This window comes from Bacillus sp. LQ01 (genome assembly GCF_057624735.1).
Genome location: NZ_JBYEZL010000001.1, coordinates 519348 through 535881, shown reverse-complemented (window position 1 = coordinate 535881; position 16534 = coordinate 519348). Strand labels below are relative to the sequence as shown.

The 16534-nt window shown below is 34.7% G+C and carries 18 protein-coding genes, 1 tRNA gene and 2 pseudogenes; 5 read left to right on the top strand and 16 right to left on the bottom strand.

Translation table 11 applies throughout. The features are described 5' to 3' along the window. Window positions 1-6 precede the first annotated feature (6 nt). The 4 genes from potB to inhA1 form a co-directional block, all read right to left on the bottom strand. Window positions 7-855, bottom strand: a complete 849-nt coding sequence (gene potB, locus AC22L0_RS02890; RefSeq protein WP_000715500.1) for a spermidine/putrescine ABC transporter permease PotB — start codon at window positions 853-855, stop codon at window positions 7-9. Beyond that, window positions 852-1835: a spermidine/putrescine ABC transporter ATP-binding protein PotA gene (gene potA, locus AC22L0_RS02885; RefSeq protein WP_087875086.1), complete on the bottom strand. Its 984-nt coding sequence runs from the start codon at window positions 1833-1835 to the stop codon at window positions 852-854. The genes potB and potA overlap by 4 nt, the downstream gene beginning before the upstream one ends. A gap of 240 nt (window positions 1836-2075) precedes the next feature. Then, window positions 2076-3443, bottom strand: coding sequence for an aldehyde dehydrogenase (locus tag AC22L0_RS02880; protein ID WP_458910372.1), 1368 nt, complete (start codon window positions 3441-3443; stop codon window positions 2076-2078). A 171-nt stretch (window positions 3444-3614) separates the two neighbouring features. Next, entirely contained in the window at window positions 3615-6005 is a 2391-nt protein-coding gene (gene inhA1, locus AC22L0_RS02875; RefSeq protein ID WP_001035943.1) for a M6 family metalloprotease immune inhibitor InhA1, read from the bottom strand. 342 nt (window positions 6006-6347) lie between these two features. Here inhA1 and AC22L0_RS02870 point away from each other — a divergent pair, with 342 nt between their 5' ends. Further along, window positions 6348-6482 (top strand): anti-repressor SinI family protein, encoded by a 135-nt coding sequence (locus tag AC22L0_RS02870; RefSeq protein ID WP_000276219.1) that lies wholly within the window; start codon window positions 6348-6350, stop codon window positions 6480-6482. Between the two features lie 79 nt (window positions 6483-6561). Beyond that, window positions 6562-6885, top strand: a complete 324-nt coding sequence (locus tag AC22L0_RS02865) for a helix-turn-helix domain-containing protein (protein WP_000578885.1) — start codon at window positions 6562-6564, stop codon at window positions 6883-6885. A gap of 73 nt (window positions 6886-6958) precedes the next feature. Here AC22L0_RS02865 and calY read toward each other — a convergent pair whose 3' ends face one another. The 6 genes and pseudogenes from calY to AC22L0_RS02835 all read right to left on the bottom strand — a co-directional run bounded on the left by calY (window position 6959) and on the right by AC22L0_RS02835 (window position 11774). Further along, the gene (gene calY / locus AC22L0_RS02860; RefSeq protein WP_000053714.1) at window positions 6959-7552 is read right to left on the bottom strand and encodes a biofilm matrix protein CalY; all 594 of its coding nucleotides are present in this window, start codon (window positions 7550-7552) and stop codon (window positions 6959-6961) included. A gap of 390 nt (window positions 7553-7942) precedes the next feature. Beyond that, window positions 7943-8581, bottom strand: a pseudogene (locus AC22L0_RS02855) (DUF4047 domain-containing protein); the annotation flags it as partial. Between the two features lie 119 nt (window positions 8582-8700). Beyond that, window positions 8701-9288, bottom strand: coding sequence for a CalY family protein (locus AC22L0_RS02850; protein WP_000172854.1), 588 nt, complete (start codon window positions 9286-9288; stop codon window positions 8701-8703). Between the two features lie 60 nt (window positions 9289-9348). Then, window positions 9349-9918, bottom strand: coding sequence for a signal peptidase I SipW (sipW, locus tag AC22L0_RS02845; RefSeq protein ID WP_000767792.1), 570 nt, complete (start codon window positions 9916-9918; stop codon window positions 9349-9351). Between the two features lie 190 nt (window positions 9919-10108). Then, on the bottom strand, window positions 10109-11395 hold the full coding sequence (locus AC22L0_RS02840) for a D-alanyl-D-alanine carboxypeptidase family protein (protein ID WP_000247031.1): 1287 nt from the start codon (window positions 11393-11395) through the stop codon (window positions 10109-10111). Between the two features lie 151 nt (window positions 11396-11546). After that, window positions 11547-11774 carry a hypothetical protein gene (locus AC22L0_RS02835; RefSeq protein ID WP_000251856.1) on the bottom strand — a complete coding sequence of 76 codons (228 nt, stop codon included), beginning with the start codon at window positions 11772-11774 and terminating at the stop codon, window positions 11547-11549. A gap of 407 nt (window positions 11775-12181) precedes the next feature. Here AC22L0_RS02835 and AC22L0_RS02830 point away from each other — a divergent pair, with 407 nt between their 5' ends. The 3 genes from AC22L0_RS02830 (at window position 12182) to AC22L0_RS02820 (ending at window position 13799) form a co-directional block, all read left to right on the top strand. Next, window positions 12182-12403 carry a hypothetical protein gene (locus AC22L0_RS02830; protein WP_000196288.1) on the top strand — a complete coding sequence of 74 codons (222 nt, stop codon included), beginning with the start codon at window positions 12182-12184 and terminating at the stop codon, window positions 12401-12403. 588 nt (window positions 12404-12991) lie between these two features. Continuing rightward, window positions 12992-13456 carry a hypothetical protein gene (locus AC22L0_RS02825; RefSeq protein ID WP_325832566.1) on the top strand — a complete coding sequence of 155 codons (465 nt, stop codon included), beginning with the start codon at window positions 12992-12994 and terminating at the stop codon, window positions 13454-13456. A 270-nt stretch (window positions 13457-13726) separates the two neighbouring features. Then, window positions 13727-13799 (top strand) — tRNA-Val (locus AC22L0_RS02820). A 61-nt stretch (window positions 13800-13860) separates the two neighbouring features. On the opposite strand, the gene AC22L0_RS02815 is transcribed toward AC22L0_RS02820, so the two are convergent. The 6 genes and pseudogenes from AC22L0_RS02815 to AC22L0_RS02790 form a co-directional block, all read right to left on the bottom strand. Further along, window positions 13861-14457, bottom strand: a complete 597-nt coding sequence (locus AC22L0_RS02815) for a DUF4878 domain-containing protein (protein WP_001169482.1) — start codon at window positions 14455-14457, stop codon at window positions 13861-13863. A gap of 158 nt (window positions 14458-14615) precedes the next feature. Beyond that, window positions 14616-15161 (bottom strand): hypothetical protein, encoded by a 546-nt coding sequence (locus AC22L0_RS02810; protein ID WP_139848090.1) that lies wholly within the window; start codon window positions 15159-15161, stop codon window positions 14616-14618. 81 nt (window positions 15162-15242) lie between these two features. Beyond that, the gene (locus tag AC22L0_RS02805) at window positions 15243-15401 is read right to left on the bottom strand and encodes a hypothetical protein (protein ID WP_227751897.1); all 159 of its coding nucleotides are present in this window, start codon (window positions 15399-15401) and stop codon (window positions 15243-15245) included. A 111-nt stretch (window positions 15402-15512) separates the two neighbouring features. After that, entirely contained in the window at window positions 15513-15875 is a 363-nt protein-coding gene (locus AC22L0_RS02800; protein WP_097813770.1) for a hypothetical protein, read from the bottom strand. Between the two features lie 132 nt (window positions 15876-16007). Then, window positions 16008-16190 (bottom strand): DUF3976 domain-containing protein, encoded by a 183-nt coding sequence (locus AC22L0_RS02795; RefSeq protein ID WP_001178294.1) that lies wholly within the window; start codon window positions 16188-16190, stop codon window positions 16008-16010. 28 nt (window positions 16191-16218) lie between these two features. Then, window positions 16219-16293, bottom strand: a pseudogene (locus AC22L0_RS02790) (permease); the annotation flags it as partial. Between the last annotated feature and the right edge of the window lie 241 nt (window positions 16294-16534).

Here is a 16534-nt window from a genome sequence, read left to right as displayed (position 1 = left end):
CTTTGCCTATTCCCCTCCGTTCTCATTATATTTATATACTTTCGTTGCACGATAATATAAGTAAATTAACAGAACAGAGAATAGAACAACGATAATCGATAACGCAGATCCAAACGGCCAGTCACGTGCACCTAAGAATTGATTTTGAATAACGTTTCCAATTAATGCTACTTTCGATCCGCCCATCACGTCTGATACAACAAACATTCCGATAGAAGAAACGAATACTAAAATAGAACCAGTCGCAATTCCTGACATCGTCATCGGCACTGTTATATTCCAAAATGCCTTTATTGGTGTTGCTCCTAAATCATAAGCCGCTTCTAGCTTACGCTTATCCAACTGCTCAATTGCTGCATACACTGGTAAAATCATAAATGGTAATAAAGAATAGACCATTCCGAGTATTACAGAAGGAGTATTATATAATAAATTTAACGGTTCACTAATAATGCCAAGCTTTAATAACAACGTATTCACAAGACCTTGTGAACGTAAAATAACAATCCATGCGTATGAACGAACAAGAAAGTTAATCCAAAACGGGATCGTTGCCAATAATAAAAGAATAGAGCGGTATTTGCGGTCAACAATTGTAATTGTATACGCAAACGGATAACCAATTAATAAACATATTACTGTTGTAATAACTGCAATTTTAACAGTTTCCCATAACGTTCCTAAGTATAATGGATCAAACACACGGGATATATTCTCCAGCGTAAATTGCATTTCTACTGTCCCGTAAGCTCCGCGCTGCATGAAGGCGAATCCTAATACGAATACGAGCGGGATTAGGAAGAAAATTAACAGCCACGCGACTGTAGGTAGTGCGAGTAATTTCCCTTTTTTCAATTTAAGGTCACCTCGTCCTCTTGCTCCCAGCCTACATATACATTATCTCCAATGCTCCACTGTACTGCCTCTTCAGCAGTTTGATATGCCATTAGTAATTCTGATGTTTTCTCATCACGTACATAAAGCTTCTCCATATTTCCGACAAACTCGATATCTTCAATATGTCCAAGATGGTATTCTTTTAAAATTGACTCTTCAACCGAACGTACTTTTACATTTTCAGGGCGAATTGCTACATAGCCTTCCCCGTTTTTCACAATATTATTTTCACCGATGAATGTCGCAACGAACAATGTTTTCGGCTTATTGTAAATTTCTTTCGGTGTTCCGATTTGTTCGATATGTCCTTTATTCATAACTACAATACGATCGCTCATGCTCATTGCTTCTTCTTGATCGTGCGTTACGTATATGAACGTAATTCCTAAATTACGTTGTAAGTTTTTCAATTCACGTTGCAAGTCTTTTCGTAACTTAAAGTCAAGCGCTCCAAGTGGCTCATCTAATAGTAATACACGCGGATTATTTACAATCGCTCTTGCAATTGCAACACGCTGCTGTTGTCCACCAGAAAGCTTCGCAGGTTTACGATTACGGAACTCAAGTAACTGCGTTAAACGCATTGCCTCTTCAGCACGCTCTTTCTGCTCTGCTGCTGATACTTTCTGCATTTTCATACCAAAACAAATATTCTTCTCTACTGTCATATGTGGGAATAGTGCGTAATGTTGGAACACTAGGTTCATATGACGCTTATATGGCGGCAAATCGTTAATTCTTTCATCATCTAATAAAAGATTCCCTTTAGTTGGAGTTTCAAATCCTGCGATCATACGAAGTAACGTCGTTTTCCCGCAGCCACTCGGCCCTAAAATTGTTAAAAACTCTCCCTCTTTAATATCTAAAGAAAGAGATGGGATAATCACTTGATTTCCAAAATGTTTTTCAACTGCTTCAACTTTAATAATCTTTTTCATTTTCCCGTCCTATCTATCTTAAATTTTAAATTTTTATATTCATGAATAAATATTTATGTTCTATAGACTATTTTTTTGTTTCGATCCAAACAAAAATGGTTATTTAGCAAGCGTTCGTTTCTATTCTTTATGTAGTATGTTTGATTCATTTTCGCATGATACATAACGTCGAACAGAAAAACCCCTTCCATTGCGAAGGGGCTATTATCATACGGCTACGCCTACTGATAAACACCATCATCATTTTAACAACTTTCGGATGAATTTTAAAGCACTTTTTGTAGAAGAGTAACGAATTTTCATGTCGAATGCTGTAGATTGGGCTAAAATGCTTTTATAATGTGAAAAAGTCCGAAAACTTTCTTTCCCATGATACCCCCCTAATCCACTACTTCCAACACCCCCAAAAGGTAAATATGGCGTAGCAAGATGATAGACAACATCATTAATACAGCCTCCACCATATGAAATATTACTCGTCACTTTCTTTTGTACTTCTTTATCTTCAGAAAATACATATAACGCTAACGGCTTCGGATGTTGCTGGATTGTGCCAATTACATCTTCTATATTGTCGTACTCTATGATTGGTAAAATCGGACCAAAAATTTCATCTTCCATAACAGTATCTTGCCATGTAATATCCGCTAGTACTGTCGGTTCAATATGTAATGTATCTTTCTTATAGTTTCCACCAATTACGACTTGACCATCTTGTAAAAATCCACATAATCGTTCAAAATGACGCTCACTGACAATACGCACATAATTTTCATTTTGCAAAGGTTCTTTACTATACTGCTCTGTAATTTCATGTCGCAGTGCCTCAATTAGCTTTTCTTTCACGGAAGAATGCACGTACATATAATCAGGCGCTACACACGTCTGCCCTGCATTTAAAAACTTACCCCAAACAATTCTTCTTGCTGTCATCTCTATCTTTGCATCTTTATGTACAATACAAGGACTTTTCCCGCCAAGTTCTAAAGTGAGCGGCGTCAACTGTTTCGCTGCTGCTTCCATTACAACTTTTCCAACGCCAACACTACCCGTAAAGAAAATATAATCAAACGGTTCCCTCAGCAAAGATGTACTCTCTTCAACGCCACCTTCTACTACCGCTACAAGCTCTTCTGGGAATAATTCATCTAACATTCTCTTAAGCACTTTTGAAACGCTTGGCGTTAACTCTGACGGCTTTAAAACGATTGTATTTCCAGCTGCCAGTGCTCCTACAAGTGGTGCAATTGCTAATTGAAAAGGATAGTTCCACGGTGCAATAATAAGCGTCACACCATACGGTTCTGGCACTACTTTTCCTTTTGATCCAAAATGAGTGAGTGCTGTTCGAACTCGTTTCGGTTTACTCCACGATGAAATATGTTTCAATTGAAAGGAAATTTCTTTTAATACATATCCAACTTCCGTTGTAAACGACTCGTGAACTGACTTATTTAAATCTAATTTCAATGCCTGAAATATTTCTTCTTCAAAATGCTGAATGCCTTCATAAAGCTTCTTCAAATTATTCTTTCTCATTTCGATGCTTCTCGTATGCCCTTTTAAAAAATATTCCTTTTGCCTACTTACAATAGAGGAAATACTCATTCACTCACCTTCTTCCACTATTTTTATCCAATTCTTTCATTATTTATATAGACTTCATATATAACAAATCTCTATTCTTAAGGTTACATTATATATGACTTTTTCAGCTATATAAAATTCATTGCTCACAAAAAAACTACCGAAAGAAAATCTCTCGGTAGTTTTACAGTATTAACGATATAAACGAACAGCACCTGCAGAATTATCATCAGCTTGTCCTACTACTTCAAATTTCAAACCAAGCTTCGGTAAAATACGTCCTGCATCTGGAATCTGTTGATTAATATACGTTTTAGAATCATCAAACTTTGGTACGCCTGCTAAGCCATCATACGTAAATGTTCCACGCGTTGGAGATACGACTTTCCAAGCTGGCGTTTTGTCGAATGAGAACGCTGCATCAGCGATTTGGAATCGTGTACTACTCTTAACTGTTGGTTTACCATTTAAAGTACCAACAATTGCTTCTGGATGAGAATCAACTACACCAAGGAAACCGTGTCCTGGATGTACACCAACCCAGTTATCTGTATAAGCTGAATCTGCATACCATACAACCATACCAGTGTTAAATACTGGACCGCGAGCAAATTTCAACGCGTTATCTGCCCCAGCATAGTTTCTCCACTCAACATAGTAGTTATGTTTTTTCTTCTCTGTTCCGTTAGATACAACGAAACCATCTAATTTTAATTGTGGTGTACCTTCTGCGTCATCAGAGAATACTACTTTACCATCTACTGTTAATGAAGCATTATCAAGAGCGAATCCATTTAATGCTAAACCACCATCAGTAATGTAATCAAATGTTAATTTTACTTTCTTGCCTTTGAATTGACTTAAATCATATGATTTGTCAATCCATTTTCCATTTGTCGAATCTGCATTTCCACTATTTGCTTTCTCACCAAGTCTTTCAATTAACGTTTGTTTACCATCTTCTGTTACAGCGTGTACTTCAAGGAAATCATAACCTGCTTCAATCTCATATAATGACTTGAAATCAAATTTTGCATTCGTTGCATTTGTTAAATCGAACAGTGGTGTTTCCATCTTCGTATGAAGATCATCACCTTTTGTGCTGTAGTAATACTGTTTTCCAAATGCTGGCTCAATTGTTTTAACATCTTTATCTGGTAAGTTAACACGGATCATACCTGGTCTTGCTGATTTCGTAACACTTTGATCCAAATATGTCGCTAGACCGATACCTTTATTTAATTTCTCGTAATCTACTTCTACGATATTTGCCCAGTTACCACCGATTGTTTTTTGGAAAAACTCTTTATTTTGTGGTGAGAAACTCGTTGGCGTCGTTCCAGCGATTTTACCAGCCCAGCTTCCACCACTCATAATAGACCAAGCTTCAATCGGCTCACCTTGACCACTATATTGTGTATCATACTCATCTGGAAGACCTAAATCGTGACCATATTCATGTGCGAATACACCAACTGCTCCATCTTCTGGTTCAATTGTGTAGTCGAATGCTGCCATCTTTCCACCCCAATATGGTACTTTCGCTTGTGTACCTTCAATTGGGAATGGCTTTGGTCCAACTGTCCAACGGTGCGACCAAATTGCATCATCACCTAATTTACCACCGCCAGCTTCTTGTCCAACACCCGCATGAATAATCATTAAGTGATCGATTAAACCGTCTGGTTGATTTTTATTTCCATCACCATTTACATCGTATTGATCAAATTGGTCGAACTCTGATAAATCAATACCACTATCTACAGCTGCTTTTAATGCATCTTTTACTAAATCACGTGGCCCTTTTGGCCCTTTATTATCATGGCCGCCGCTAGCAGCATCTGCACCGTAATCAGCAGCTTTACCAGGAACTGTTAACCATTTTGTAACTGTTCCGTCTACAGTATAACTACCACCAGATTGCTCTTCGTAATATTGTTTAAACGTTTCAATTTTACTTCCATCATCTAATGTGAATGGCTCGTTGCCGAATAACATTTTTTCATAGTGTTCTTTATTAAAATCGTTAGAATACATATATCCAGGCTCTTTGTCGATATTATTATGTTTAAAGTCAGCGTACTCTACAAGTAAAACGAGTACTTTGTCTTTACGAACTTCACCGTTATAGTCTTTTTGTTTCGCTGGAGAAGTTGGTACTTTACCATTTAGACCGCCTTTAACTGGGCCTGTTGCTGCAGGTGTGCCTGTTGCTGGTTGATTTAATTTTTCTTTCGTGTCTGCTTTCGCATCTTTCACTTTCTTTAAAAAGTCGGATGCATCTTTCGTAAGTTGGTCCCCATTCGCTGCTTCTTTCCCAGGATTTTCACCCTTTTTGTTCTCTACATACTTTTCGACTGCTTTCTTTGTTTCTGTCTCTGAAGCCTTCGAATCAATTACCCCACGTTTTTTTAATGCATCTGCTAAACGTTCTTCCGGAATTAAATGATCATCAACTGGGCTCGTAGCTGTTTTATTCACAGGCGTTTCAGCATATGCAGATTGAGTGCCAGCTCCGAATGAAAGGCCTAATACAGCTGTCAATGCGATTGATGACAAAACTTTGAACGGTTTCTTGTTCATCCCTTATTTCCTCCCCTAATAAATAATATGTATTACAAATTGAATTTTATTAAAAATTCAATATTTTTTCAATATTTAGTCATATTATGTAATGTTTTTAATATATTTGTAAAAATTTCATAGTTAGTATACGAATATATCACAATTCAACAATGTTTTCTGAAAATATTGAAAGTTTTTATCGAACAATTTATAATTTCCATAGAGGGAGTTTAATGGGGATTTTATCTTTGTTTCATCTACACAATATTTGATAATTCACTATATAAAACACAAAATCGGATTTCATTATCATGTATTCTGTAGCAGCAATTATGACCGATAATTAGGGAGGAATTACATTTGTACAAAGATAAGACAGACGCACTGGATCAAGAATGGATTGATTTAATACTTGAAGCTCTAGATGCTGGTATCGCCATGCAAGACATCGAGCAATTTTTCCAACGTATGAAGCCATCCAGTCAGGCTCAATAGGTTTGTTCTTTTTAACGAAGTTTATGTTATAATAATGACATCATAAGACAACTACATATTGATAGAAAGGTGCGCAAATATGATTGGAGAACGTATAAAACGCCTTCGTTTACAAAAAGGGATTTCATTAACTGAACTTGCCGAAAAAGCTGGCGTTGCTAAATCTTACATTAGTTCTATAGAACGAAATTTACAAAAAAACCCTTCCATTCAGTTTCTTGAAAAGATCGCAGCAGTTCTACAAATTCCAGTTGATACTTTACTTCATGATGAAACAACAAAGGAAACTAACCTAGACTCCGAATGGACACAACTCGTTAAAGATGCAATGAACTCTGGTGTCTCCAAAGAACAATTTCGTGAATTTCTTGAATTTACAAAGTGGAAGCAAAATCAAAAATAATAATAGAAAGAAGTGCTTACAACCAGCACTTCTTTTTCTTTATAAAAAAAAGCGGGAATACCCGCTTTTTTTATTATTTTTCTTCCCCAGCTTCTTGGTTAGCATTGAATGTCCATTCTAAATTCAATGTATCACCTTGGAAGATATTTTGGTCTTTTCCATTATCTACAAATTCAAATTGTACCCATAGATAATCCTCTGTACCAGCTGCTAATCCACCCTTTTCTCCCCACTCAGGAGCAAAGATATCTTTAGCTAAAAGATCTGGATCAACTTTTTGTAAGTCTGCTAAAGTTGTTTCGTATACAGGCTCACTTTGTTTATCCCAGTTCCAAAGGAATTTTACTTTAACGTGCTTACCAAAGTCTTCACCAGCATTATCACCTTTTGCATCTTTAACAGTATACTTTGTTGCTAATTTAACGTCTTTAATAGTTAACGAACCGCTGTTTTGTAATAAGAACTCTTTCTTAACAGAATCCCCTGGTTTTAAATCTTTAATATCTACAAGCGTCTTAGGGTTTAATGTAAGGTCTAACGTCCCAGCTGCAAATGTATTGTTTGATACTTCTTTATCGCTAAAGAATGCAAATGTTCCTCCACCAATTAAAGCTAACCCCAATGCTGCTGATGCAACTCCCATACCTAATTTCTTTTTCAGACTCACAATCAATTCCCCCTAGCTTTTTTTTATATTTTTATCACTTATTTTTCAATAAGAGATGTAAAGAAAACTATATTAGCTTAGCTAATATGTGTTCTTTTTTAAAAACCTTATGTTCATTATAACGAACAACCCTATATAAACACAACACATATTTATTAATATTTTCAGTTATTTTTATTTCTCAATATCATTTAGACTTTTCAGAAAAAAACAATGATAATTTATAACTTTTTTCACACTCAAATCATTTAATACTATAAGAAAAAAGAAAAACAAAGAGGTGAGGGCTAACGTTCCCTCACACTCGTATAAATATTACTAGTCTTGCTTATTCGTTCACTCTCTCTTACACCACATTCTTGTTTTCCGGCTGTTTCACTAAAGCAGTTACTCCGCTTTCTTTTGCTCTTCTAGCTTTTTCTGTTCTTCTGCTTTCTTCTGTTCTTCGGCTTTCTTTTGTCCTTCCGCTTCAATTGCAACGTTTAATTGTTGCTGAAGAGCCTGAATTTGCTCATCAATAGCTTTCAAGCTAATTTCTTTCTCAATATAGTCACGCTTCTCTTTGATACTGCGGAAGCCTTCATTTACATATATGGACACTTGCTGCATCGACTCATCTTTATTTACCTTTAATTCTTCTTGTATTTGATTGTAAGGAGCTTCTATTTCAGTATATACATTTTGCAGGGCTTCCTTCTCAGCAACAATTTTCTCACGCCCTTGTTGCCATACAGAAATCGCCTGTTTTATTTCTTCAATAGAAGTTGCTTTCGATTTTCCCTTCATCGTTCCATACTCACGCTCAATAAACTGTTTATGTTTCTCAGATTGCTCTTTTAACGTATTAACTGTTTTCGGAAATATAATTGCTGTAGAAAGCGTCGCTTCTACTTTCGTTTCATGAATGAACGCCGCTTCTGTATGCGTCATAATTTGAGATCCTAAATAAAACGTAATAGAACACATACACGGCAATATAAGCATCTTTTTAAAATTACGCGGTCTTTTCAGCATCTTAATCTCTCCCATCGAACATTACGTTCTTTATACAGAACATTATCTATATTATAGTAAAGAACTATTAAAATTGATAGACAAATACTAGAAAAATAGAAAAAGGGCTATCCATGTGATAGCCCTTTTTCTTATTATCTTTCTTCACCTGCTGTTTGTTGTGCATCAAACGTCCAATTTAATTGTAACTTATCGCCTTGGAATTGATTTTGATCTTTTCCATTATCAACGAACTCAAATTTCACTTTGAATTTATCAGATTTACCTGCTGAAATACCTTTTTCATCCCAGAACCAAGCCGATAAATCATTATCTACAGCTGTAAGTGTGTCACCTTTTAATTTATCTAAAGTAGTTTGTTTCACAATTGTCTCATGCTTATCTACATTTTTTAAGAATGTTACTTTAATATGTTTACCAAAATCATCTTTATTGTCTTTCTTTACATCTTCTACATTATAATCTGTTTTCAGTAGAACCTTTTTAATATTTAAAGAGCCTTTATTTTCTAGTTTAAATTCTTTTTCAATTGTATCCCCAGGTTTTAAATTCGATACGTTAACAACTGTTGATGGATTTAATGCTAAATCCAGTGTTCCAGCCGCAAATGTATTATTTGACACTTCTTTATCACTGAAAAATGCAAATGTTCCTCCACCAACTAAAGCTGCTCCTAATACTGCTGATGTAATACCCATTCCTAATTTTTTCTTTAAAGTCATGTCCATATCCCCTTAATATATATTTGTTAACTTCCTAAACGGAAAGTATAACCAAACGAACTAGACGGATTGTTCTACTTTTTTATCTTTCTTTTCTCCGTCAATGCTACGAATAGCACCAAAAATAGAAATCGCGGAATACCCAAGTAAAAAGACTCCTGGAATAATAAGAAGTAATGCTGCTCCCGCTTTTGAATTCGCATAATTCAGTAAATAACCAACATACGGAACTGTAATATCTGCATACTTTCCAACTACATTTTCTGCAAGTACTGGCTCTAAATCTGGTCCGTTGTTGTTATCCCCTTTTGTTTCATACATTACTTTTCCATTTGTATCTTTCACACCGATAATACGGTGAGTGATAATTTTTTGATCTTTCTCTTTAAAGGTAATAACATCACCTTTTTGATATTTAGAACCATCTTTGTTTGGTTCTATTGCAATGATTGATCCTGTTAAAAACGTCGGCTCCATTGATCCTGAAAGAACGCTCTTAAATTGATATCCCATCACTGTCGGATCACCACCGCTTGCTTTTGAAGAAATAACTACAAAAGCTAAAAAAACCATCAATGCAAATAAAACAAATGAGATCGCGTTGCTAATTATCTTCCATATTAATTTCATCGTCTCTCTCCCTCTCCGTTGTTTTATATTATTTCAAGTATGCAATATCCACTTTGTTCTTTAACAAGAACACAAGTAAATGATATAACGAACTTTAAGTTATTGCAATAAGAAAATTTACAATTATTAGTTATTTAAAATATAGAAAAAAGACTGTGCCAAAATTTTACACAGTCTTTTTATTAGTAATTTATTTACCTTCTGATTTCATTCCTTTTGTATTTCGGCGCAACACTACATATAAAATTGCTCCAAATAATATAATCGCACCTATCCCAACACTTATTACTTTCACATTTGAGTCTTTTACTTCAGGCATAGTTGTATCTTTTTTAGGCATCGTAAAAGTGACATCTTCTGTTGAAAGAACATTTACCGTCGCAATTGTTTGATTATTTTTCGTAATATCAACTGCACCAACTACCTCACCACGATGTATTCCTTTATGATATAAAGATTCTTTATCTAATGAAGCCGCCCGGAAAATAGTTTTCACATTTTTCCCTTCATCTTTCTTAAGCATAAGCTCCGCACTTTGTTCCAACTCAGAATTAACATCTTTATTTAAATATGTTGTTTTTTGATGCCAATTATGTTTATCAAGCACCATTTGCTTCGTAAATTGACCGAAAGAATATTCCGCCATCTGCTTCAAATCTTCATAAATTTCAGGTCTTTGAGAAGCCATTACTACGCTTATAATACGATTTCCATCTTTCTCATTTAATAAAACAAGTGTATTACGTGCTTCATTCGTAAACCCTGTCTTACCGCCAATGCTATATGGATTTTCAAAAAAATTAGATTTATTAAAAATAGACACCGTCTGCCTAGACGTCGTAACTGTCGTTCTTTTCGTATTCATCGCTTGTAAAATTTCAGGATACTTTTGCACACCCTTCGTAATCATAGCCATATCATACGGCGTCGTATAATGGTTCGGATCATGCAATCCATTCGGTGTTACAAAGTGACTATCTTTCGCCCCTAATTGCTTCGCTTTCTCATTCATCATATTAGCGAAATTCTCAACACTCCCGCCAATCCGCTCCGCAATCGCATACGACACATCATTCGCACTCAGCACCATTAAAATCATAAGCGCAGTATTTCTATTAATTGTCTCTCCAGGTTGAAACTCAATTTGATAATTACTCTTCTCTTGATCTAATGCTAATTGTGAAAATGTAAATTGATCCTCTGGCTTTGTATGCTCCATGAGTAAAATCGCTGTTAACACCTTCGTCGTACTAGCAGGATATGCTCGGTGATATGCGTTTTTATCATACAAAACATCTCCTGTTTTTGCATCAATTGTCGTTGCAAACTGACTAAAAACATTCGGTCCTTCCGCAGGTGGTGGTGCAACTTGTTCTGGATTTACTCCAATATTCGTCTCAGCACGCAATGTTATGGGCGTCAAAAAAAACGAACAAATAACTGTAATAAAAACCAAAATTTTCTTAAAATTTACCATATGACTCTCCCTTTTCCATTTACTCCTTAACAAAATAATAAATCTACCAATCATATGTAATTTGTATTATATTGGAAGAATTTTCACTATTTTTTACTATATCATACTTTTACGATAAAGAACATAAATATACAATAAAAATAAGAAGGAATTACTCTTTCTTATCCTTCTCATCAATCAACGAATCTATTAACTTTTGACTAGCTTCCTCGGGCGTAATCTCATCTGTTATTCCCATAAACGACCAACCTTTAGAATCAACCCACTCAACAAACTCTTGTAAAAATTCATCATGTGTAACATCCACATCAAGAATCGATCCATTAATCGAAATCGTTCTATTTTTAGACACGCGCATCTTGAACGTTTTTCTTACCATTACAACTTTTCTCCCTCTACTTCTGAATATTTATAAAGTGACACTTTCATCAACCCTCACGAATCGGACTTTTACGGGCATTCCGATCCGAACCTAACTTCTTTACTTTTGCTGAATTTCGAGGTAAGGGATCTTACTGCCCGCAAATAGCGAGATAAAATAATCATGTATCTCTGTTATACATGATTTTCAGTAAATTGTAAAAAGGATATATTGGCCAATTGGCATATTGAAACTGAAAATCTATCATTCTGCAAAAATATCAAATGATATGTAATTGTTCATAAATGACTAAATAGATTCACATAAAAATAAAACAACTTACATTTTACCACACCAAATACAAATGACTTTCTTACAATGGAATGGAGTATACTAGAAGAAAACTTAAAATGAGGAGGAACCTCATGACGCGTTGTACGTATTGTAAAACGAAGTGGACAATAAAAGATGTATGGGCAATACTCGTGACATTTGAAAAGGATTGTCCGTATTGTTTTATGAGACAATATCTATCAAAGAAAACGGTGAACGCTATGCCAGAACTTATAAGCTTACCTTTACATTTCTTACTCCCTTTTCTTGTTGATTTGAGTGCTGAAGGTCCTTTGGATTGGTATCGTAAATAATATAACCACTACATCCAAAGACTACTTTCTACTGAATTCGCTTCTCATCATTATTCCTTCATACATTACTAGCATAATCGCTTATACTTTCCCTTTTGAAGATTCTGTAGCTCAGCAGGAAGAGCGTCCCCTGAACAAGGTTTATCAATTATGACTTTAATAAACGATGATATATGCATACTGTTAAGCATAAAAAATTAGCATTAAGTTCCACTCAAATATTAATTGAAACCCAACACTCCATTTAATCTGTAATCTAGAATACAAGCAGTGTTTTTTATTATGCATTTTTGCATACAGTATTATTTTCTCTTGTAAATAGATAATAATGTTATATAATAAAACCAACGTTTTACCAATAAAAGGTAATAGAAGTAGTGGAATAAGTAAATAACCAAAGCGTATTAACAGATTTGTTCTATGTAAATCATGATACATATATGGAATCAAAACTATGAAATTTTATGTAGTGATTAGATTACTACAAGATGAAAGATTCATAGCGAATACACTTAAGGAAAAAACGTTCCATTAGATTAATGTGATATCTATCGAACGAATTGAGAGTATACTTAGGGGGAATTTCAAGTGAAAACATTTGGTAAAGTATTATTAACTGGCGCATTAGCTTTAGGCGGTTTAACGGTTATGAACATTGAAACACCAAAAGCACATGCTGACGAATGGGATGGTTGTCATTACATTTGTGGTCCTGGTGAAACGGTGAACGGTGTTACAGTTCAGGTACACTCTACACAAGTTACTTTTGGTAACAGCGTAATTGCAAGAATTACAAATGACCGAGCTGAAGAAATTCATTACAATGTCAGCCTTGAAAAGAAATATGGCGATAGATGGGGAGAATTTGAAACCAACTTCCGTTGGCAAAATCAATGGGTCCCAGCTGAAAGCAATGATGAAATTGCAACTTTCACAGGATATGGCGATGATATTTATGAGGATGGAACATATCGTTATAAAGTCGAAATAAAAGGCGCTGACGGTTCTATTGATACAATTTACACAGCAGGAATGACAGTTACAGGACGATAGCTTATGAACAAGCTCCATTATTTATGATTGTATTTTTGAAAATATCATTGATAATTGCGTTGATATTATTATTAAAATAAGCTCTTCGGGGCTTATTTTTTTATACAAAAATTAGAATATGAATATTCAGAAAATTACACCTTTACACCATTAAAGTTTGTTGCTATTATAGGAATACATCAAATGTTACAATACTCAACAAATTGTACAAATTCTCCGATTACACGAATGAAATGAAAATACATTGCTGATGGTAACATTTATAGTTGGGATCCCGTAGCTCAGCAAGGAGAGCGCCACCTTGACAGGGTGGAGGTCGTGAGTTCGAGCCTCTCCGGGATCATAAAAAAGAGACACCATATCAACCTTCTACGTGATATGGTGTCTCTTTTTATCTAATTCAATTACTTCCCACCAAACATCTTCTCCAAAGACTTCGCATTGGCAAACAATACTTCTTTCAAGTTATCGTCAGCAACGATTTTATAGTCGCCATCTTTGTCTTTCTTTAAGTTCAATGTAACTTCGCGAGTTGCCATTGCTGCATCTTTATCTGCTAAGTTTTTGACGATAGTTGATGTCATTGTTTTTTCGATTGCTTTTTCAGATTGTTCTTTGTCTTCACTAAAGGCACTAGCGAACGCCATTGGCATAACTTCTCCCACTGCTTTTGTTACAGCAACGGATAGATCTGCAGATGTAATTTTCACTTTCACTTCTGCTTTGTCATCCTTTTTCGATACTTCTTCTAGCTTTTCAAATTTAAAGTTTTTCGTAATTGCACTTAGCATTGCTTTTGCCTCAGCATCATCTGTTTTTTCATTTAGTTTATTAAATTCCTTGTCACTCTCAACAAATGTACGAGCCTTTTCTACATCACCTTTTTGTATCGCTGTTAAAAATTCTTCTGTAGTATCTTTCGGATTTGCACACCCCGCTAAAACACCTGCTGTTAATCCTACTACCATCATTAATAGCAATAATTTCTTTATCTTTTGCACGTTCATTCTCCTCTTATCTTTTCTAGTAAGTCAGCATCATACAATATTATGAAACTGACATTACAAACATTTTTTAGTATAGCATTTATATGATTTGTTTTCTATTAATTCCCAAAAGATAAAGGACCTTGCAGCATTCCTACAAGGCCCCTCTTCTATCAATCTGTATCCGTAGCACAAATGAACCACATTTTACGCTCCCTACTATCTAACACCATCCAAGTAGCATCCCATGCAACATCGTAAAACCAATCTGTCCAAGGGCAATAGCTTTTGAACACTTTAATATCTTCATAGCGATCTTGGAACATATATTGACATACATTCACGGCTAATTGTTTTGCGATAACTGGTCGTTCCTTAAATCCTTCATATGCTCCGCCCGACAAAATTTGAGCGGCAATGCTACCATCAAGCATGACTGCCCATTGCTCTTTAAAATGCAACTTATATTTTTCTGACGTATGTATTTTTAACTCTTCTAAGCTATTGATTATATCTAAAGAGTTAAAGATTCTTCTAAAGAAGTGCTCGTGTCCATCTTTCCAATATGGTATTTCTTTAAAAAATTTTTCGTTATGTACTTTAAAACAGCTTATAACCACTCCGCCATTTACGTTTTGTTCCTTAAATGTATGTATGAGTTTCTCAATAGATGAGTCATTCGTTTCTATTTTTTCAAACGTTCCTGCTTTCCATCTCATAACGCCCACTACTCTCTATTCAAAATTTGTTTCTTAATTATAAATATCAAAATAAAACCCAGCAACTTTAAGATTGCTGGATTATCTCTTATTTATATTTGAAAAAACAATAACAATTGCTCCAATTATATAATGCCCTGCTACCATCCACATACTCCAATCAAAAATCATATGCAATAACCAAAGCGATATATTAATAGCAGTAAATAATAAATATAAAATGAAATCTCTCTTTTGCATTGCTCCTCTATTCATCAAAATGTAAGCGGCACGGATAGGAGGAAAAAGACTAATATTTTTCTTAACGACTACGGATACGAAGTTAGTGTCTGCATATGAACCTCCTTTTCATCATAATACTTGCTTCAACATCAGCCTCACTACCCTATATTCATCACTATAAGCTTCCTTTATGATTAAAGGCGGGTAATCACTTTTTTCTTCCTCAATCATTGTGAATACTTCTGTTTTCTCTTGTAATGTATTAGATTCTCTATTTTTAGTAGGTTTTTTACTTGTTTTAATTTTCTTTGTTACTTCGCCAAGTTTTTGCCCAACTTCTTCTACTTTGGCAGGTTCATTCGTAACATAGTATTCTTGTTCGTCCCATACTAATATAGGTGGCACTTGTTCTCTTTTGTTACATATTATATAAGTAGTACTAGCTACAAGTAGTATACAAGTTAATAAATAGAAGATAGTTTTTTTATTCATATACTACACTCCTTATCTATCATTTCATTGGATTATATAACACAATTTATTTTCAGAAAATGGATTTGGTGGTAATTTTCAGGTTGAACAATAAAGAAAAACCTTACCAAAGTAAGGTTCCGTTTTTACATTCTATAGTGACTGATTAATTAATACGATCATTACAATAATTGCTATAAGCATAACAACTAAACAGCCGATTAATTTATAAAATCCTCGCTTCGTTAATGTCCCACCTTGAACGTCTTTACGAATAAATAAGAATACGGCTAAAAATAATACAAGCCCAATGCCAAAAGCATACATCATTTGCATATGTTAATCTTCCTTTCTCTCCTCCATCTTAATATCTTTTTGCTAAAACAACAAATGAGATAAAGACGGTACTCATTGTAAGTGCCATAAGTATATTCAATAATATAGAAGAAACTTTTTTAAATTTCAGCACGTCTATTTTGAAGCGAAACACGGAACACTGTAAATAACTGTTACTATATCTCCTCACTTCTTTTTTTAAAATTTAATATCTCCATATTTGTTTTATCCTTTTAAAATATTTCATTTATTTCTTTATTTCACGAAATGCGTTATTTGTTTTACGGTGTTTTTCGTCATATTTATAGAAACTAACTGTTTATGGAGCATTTTTTATGTTTAGC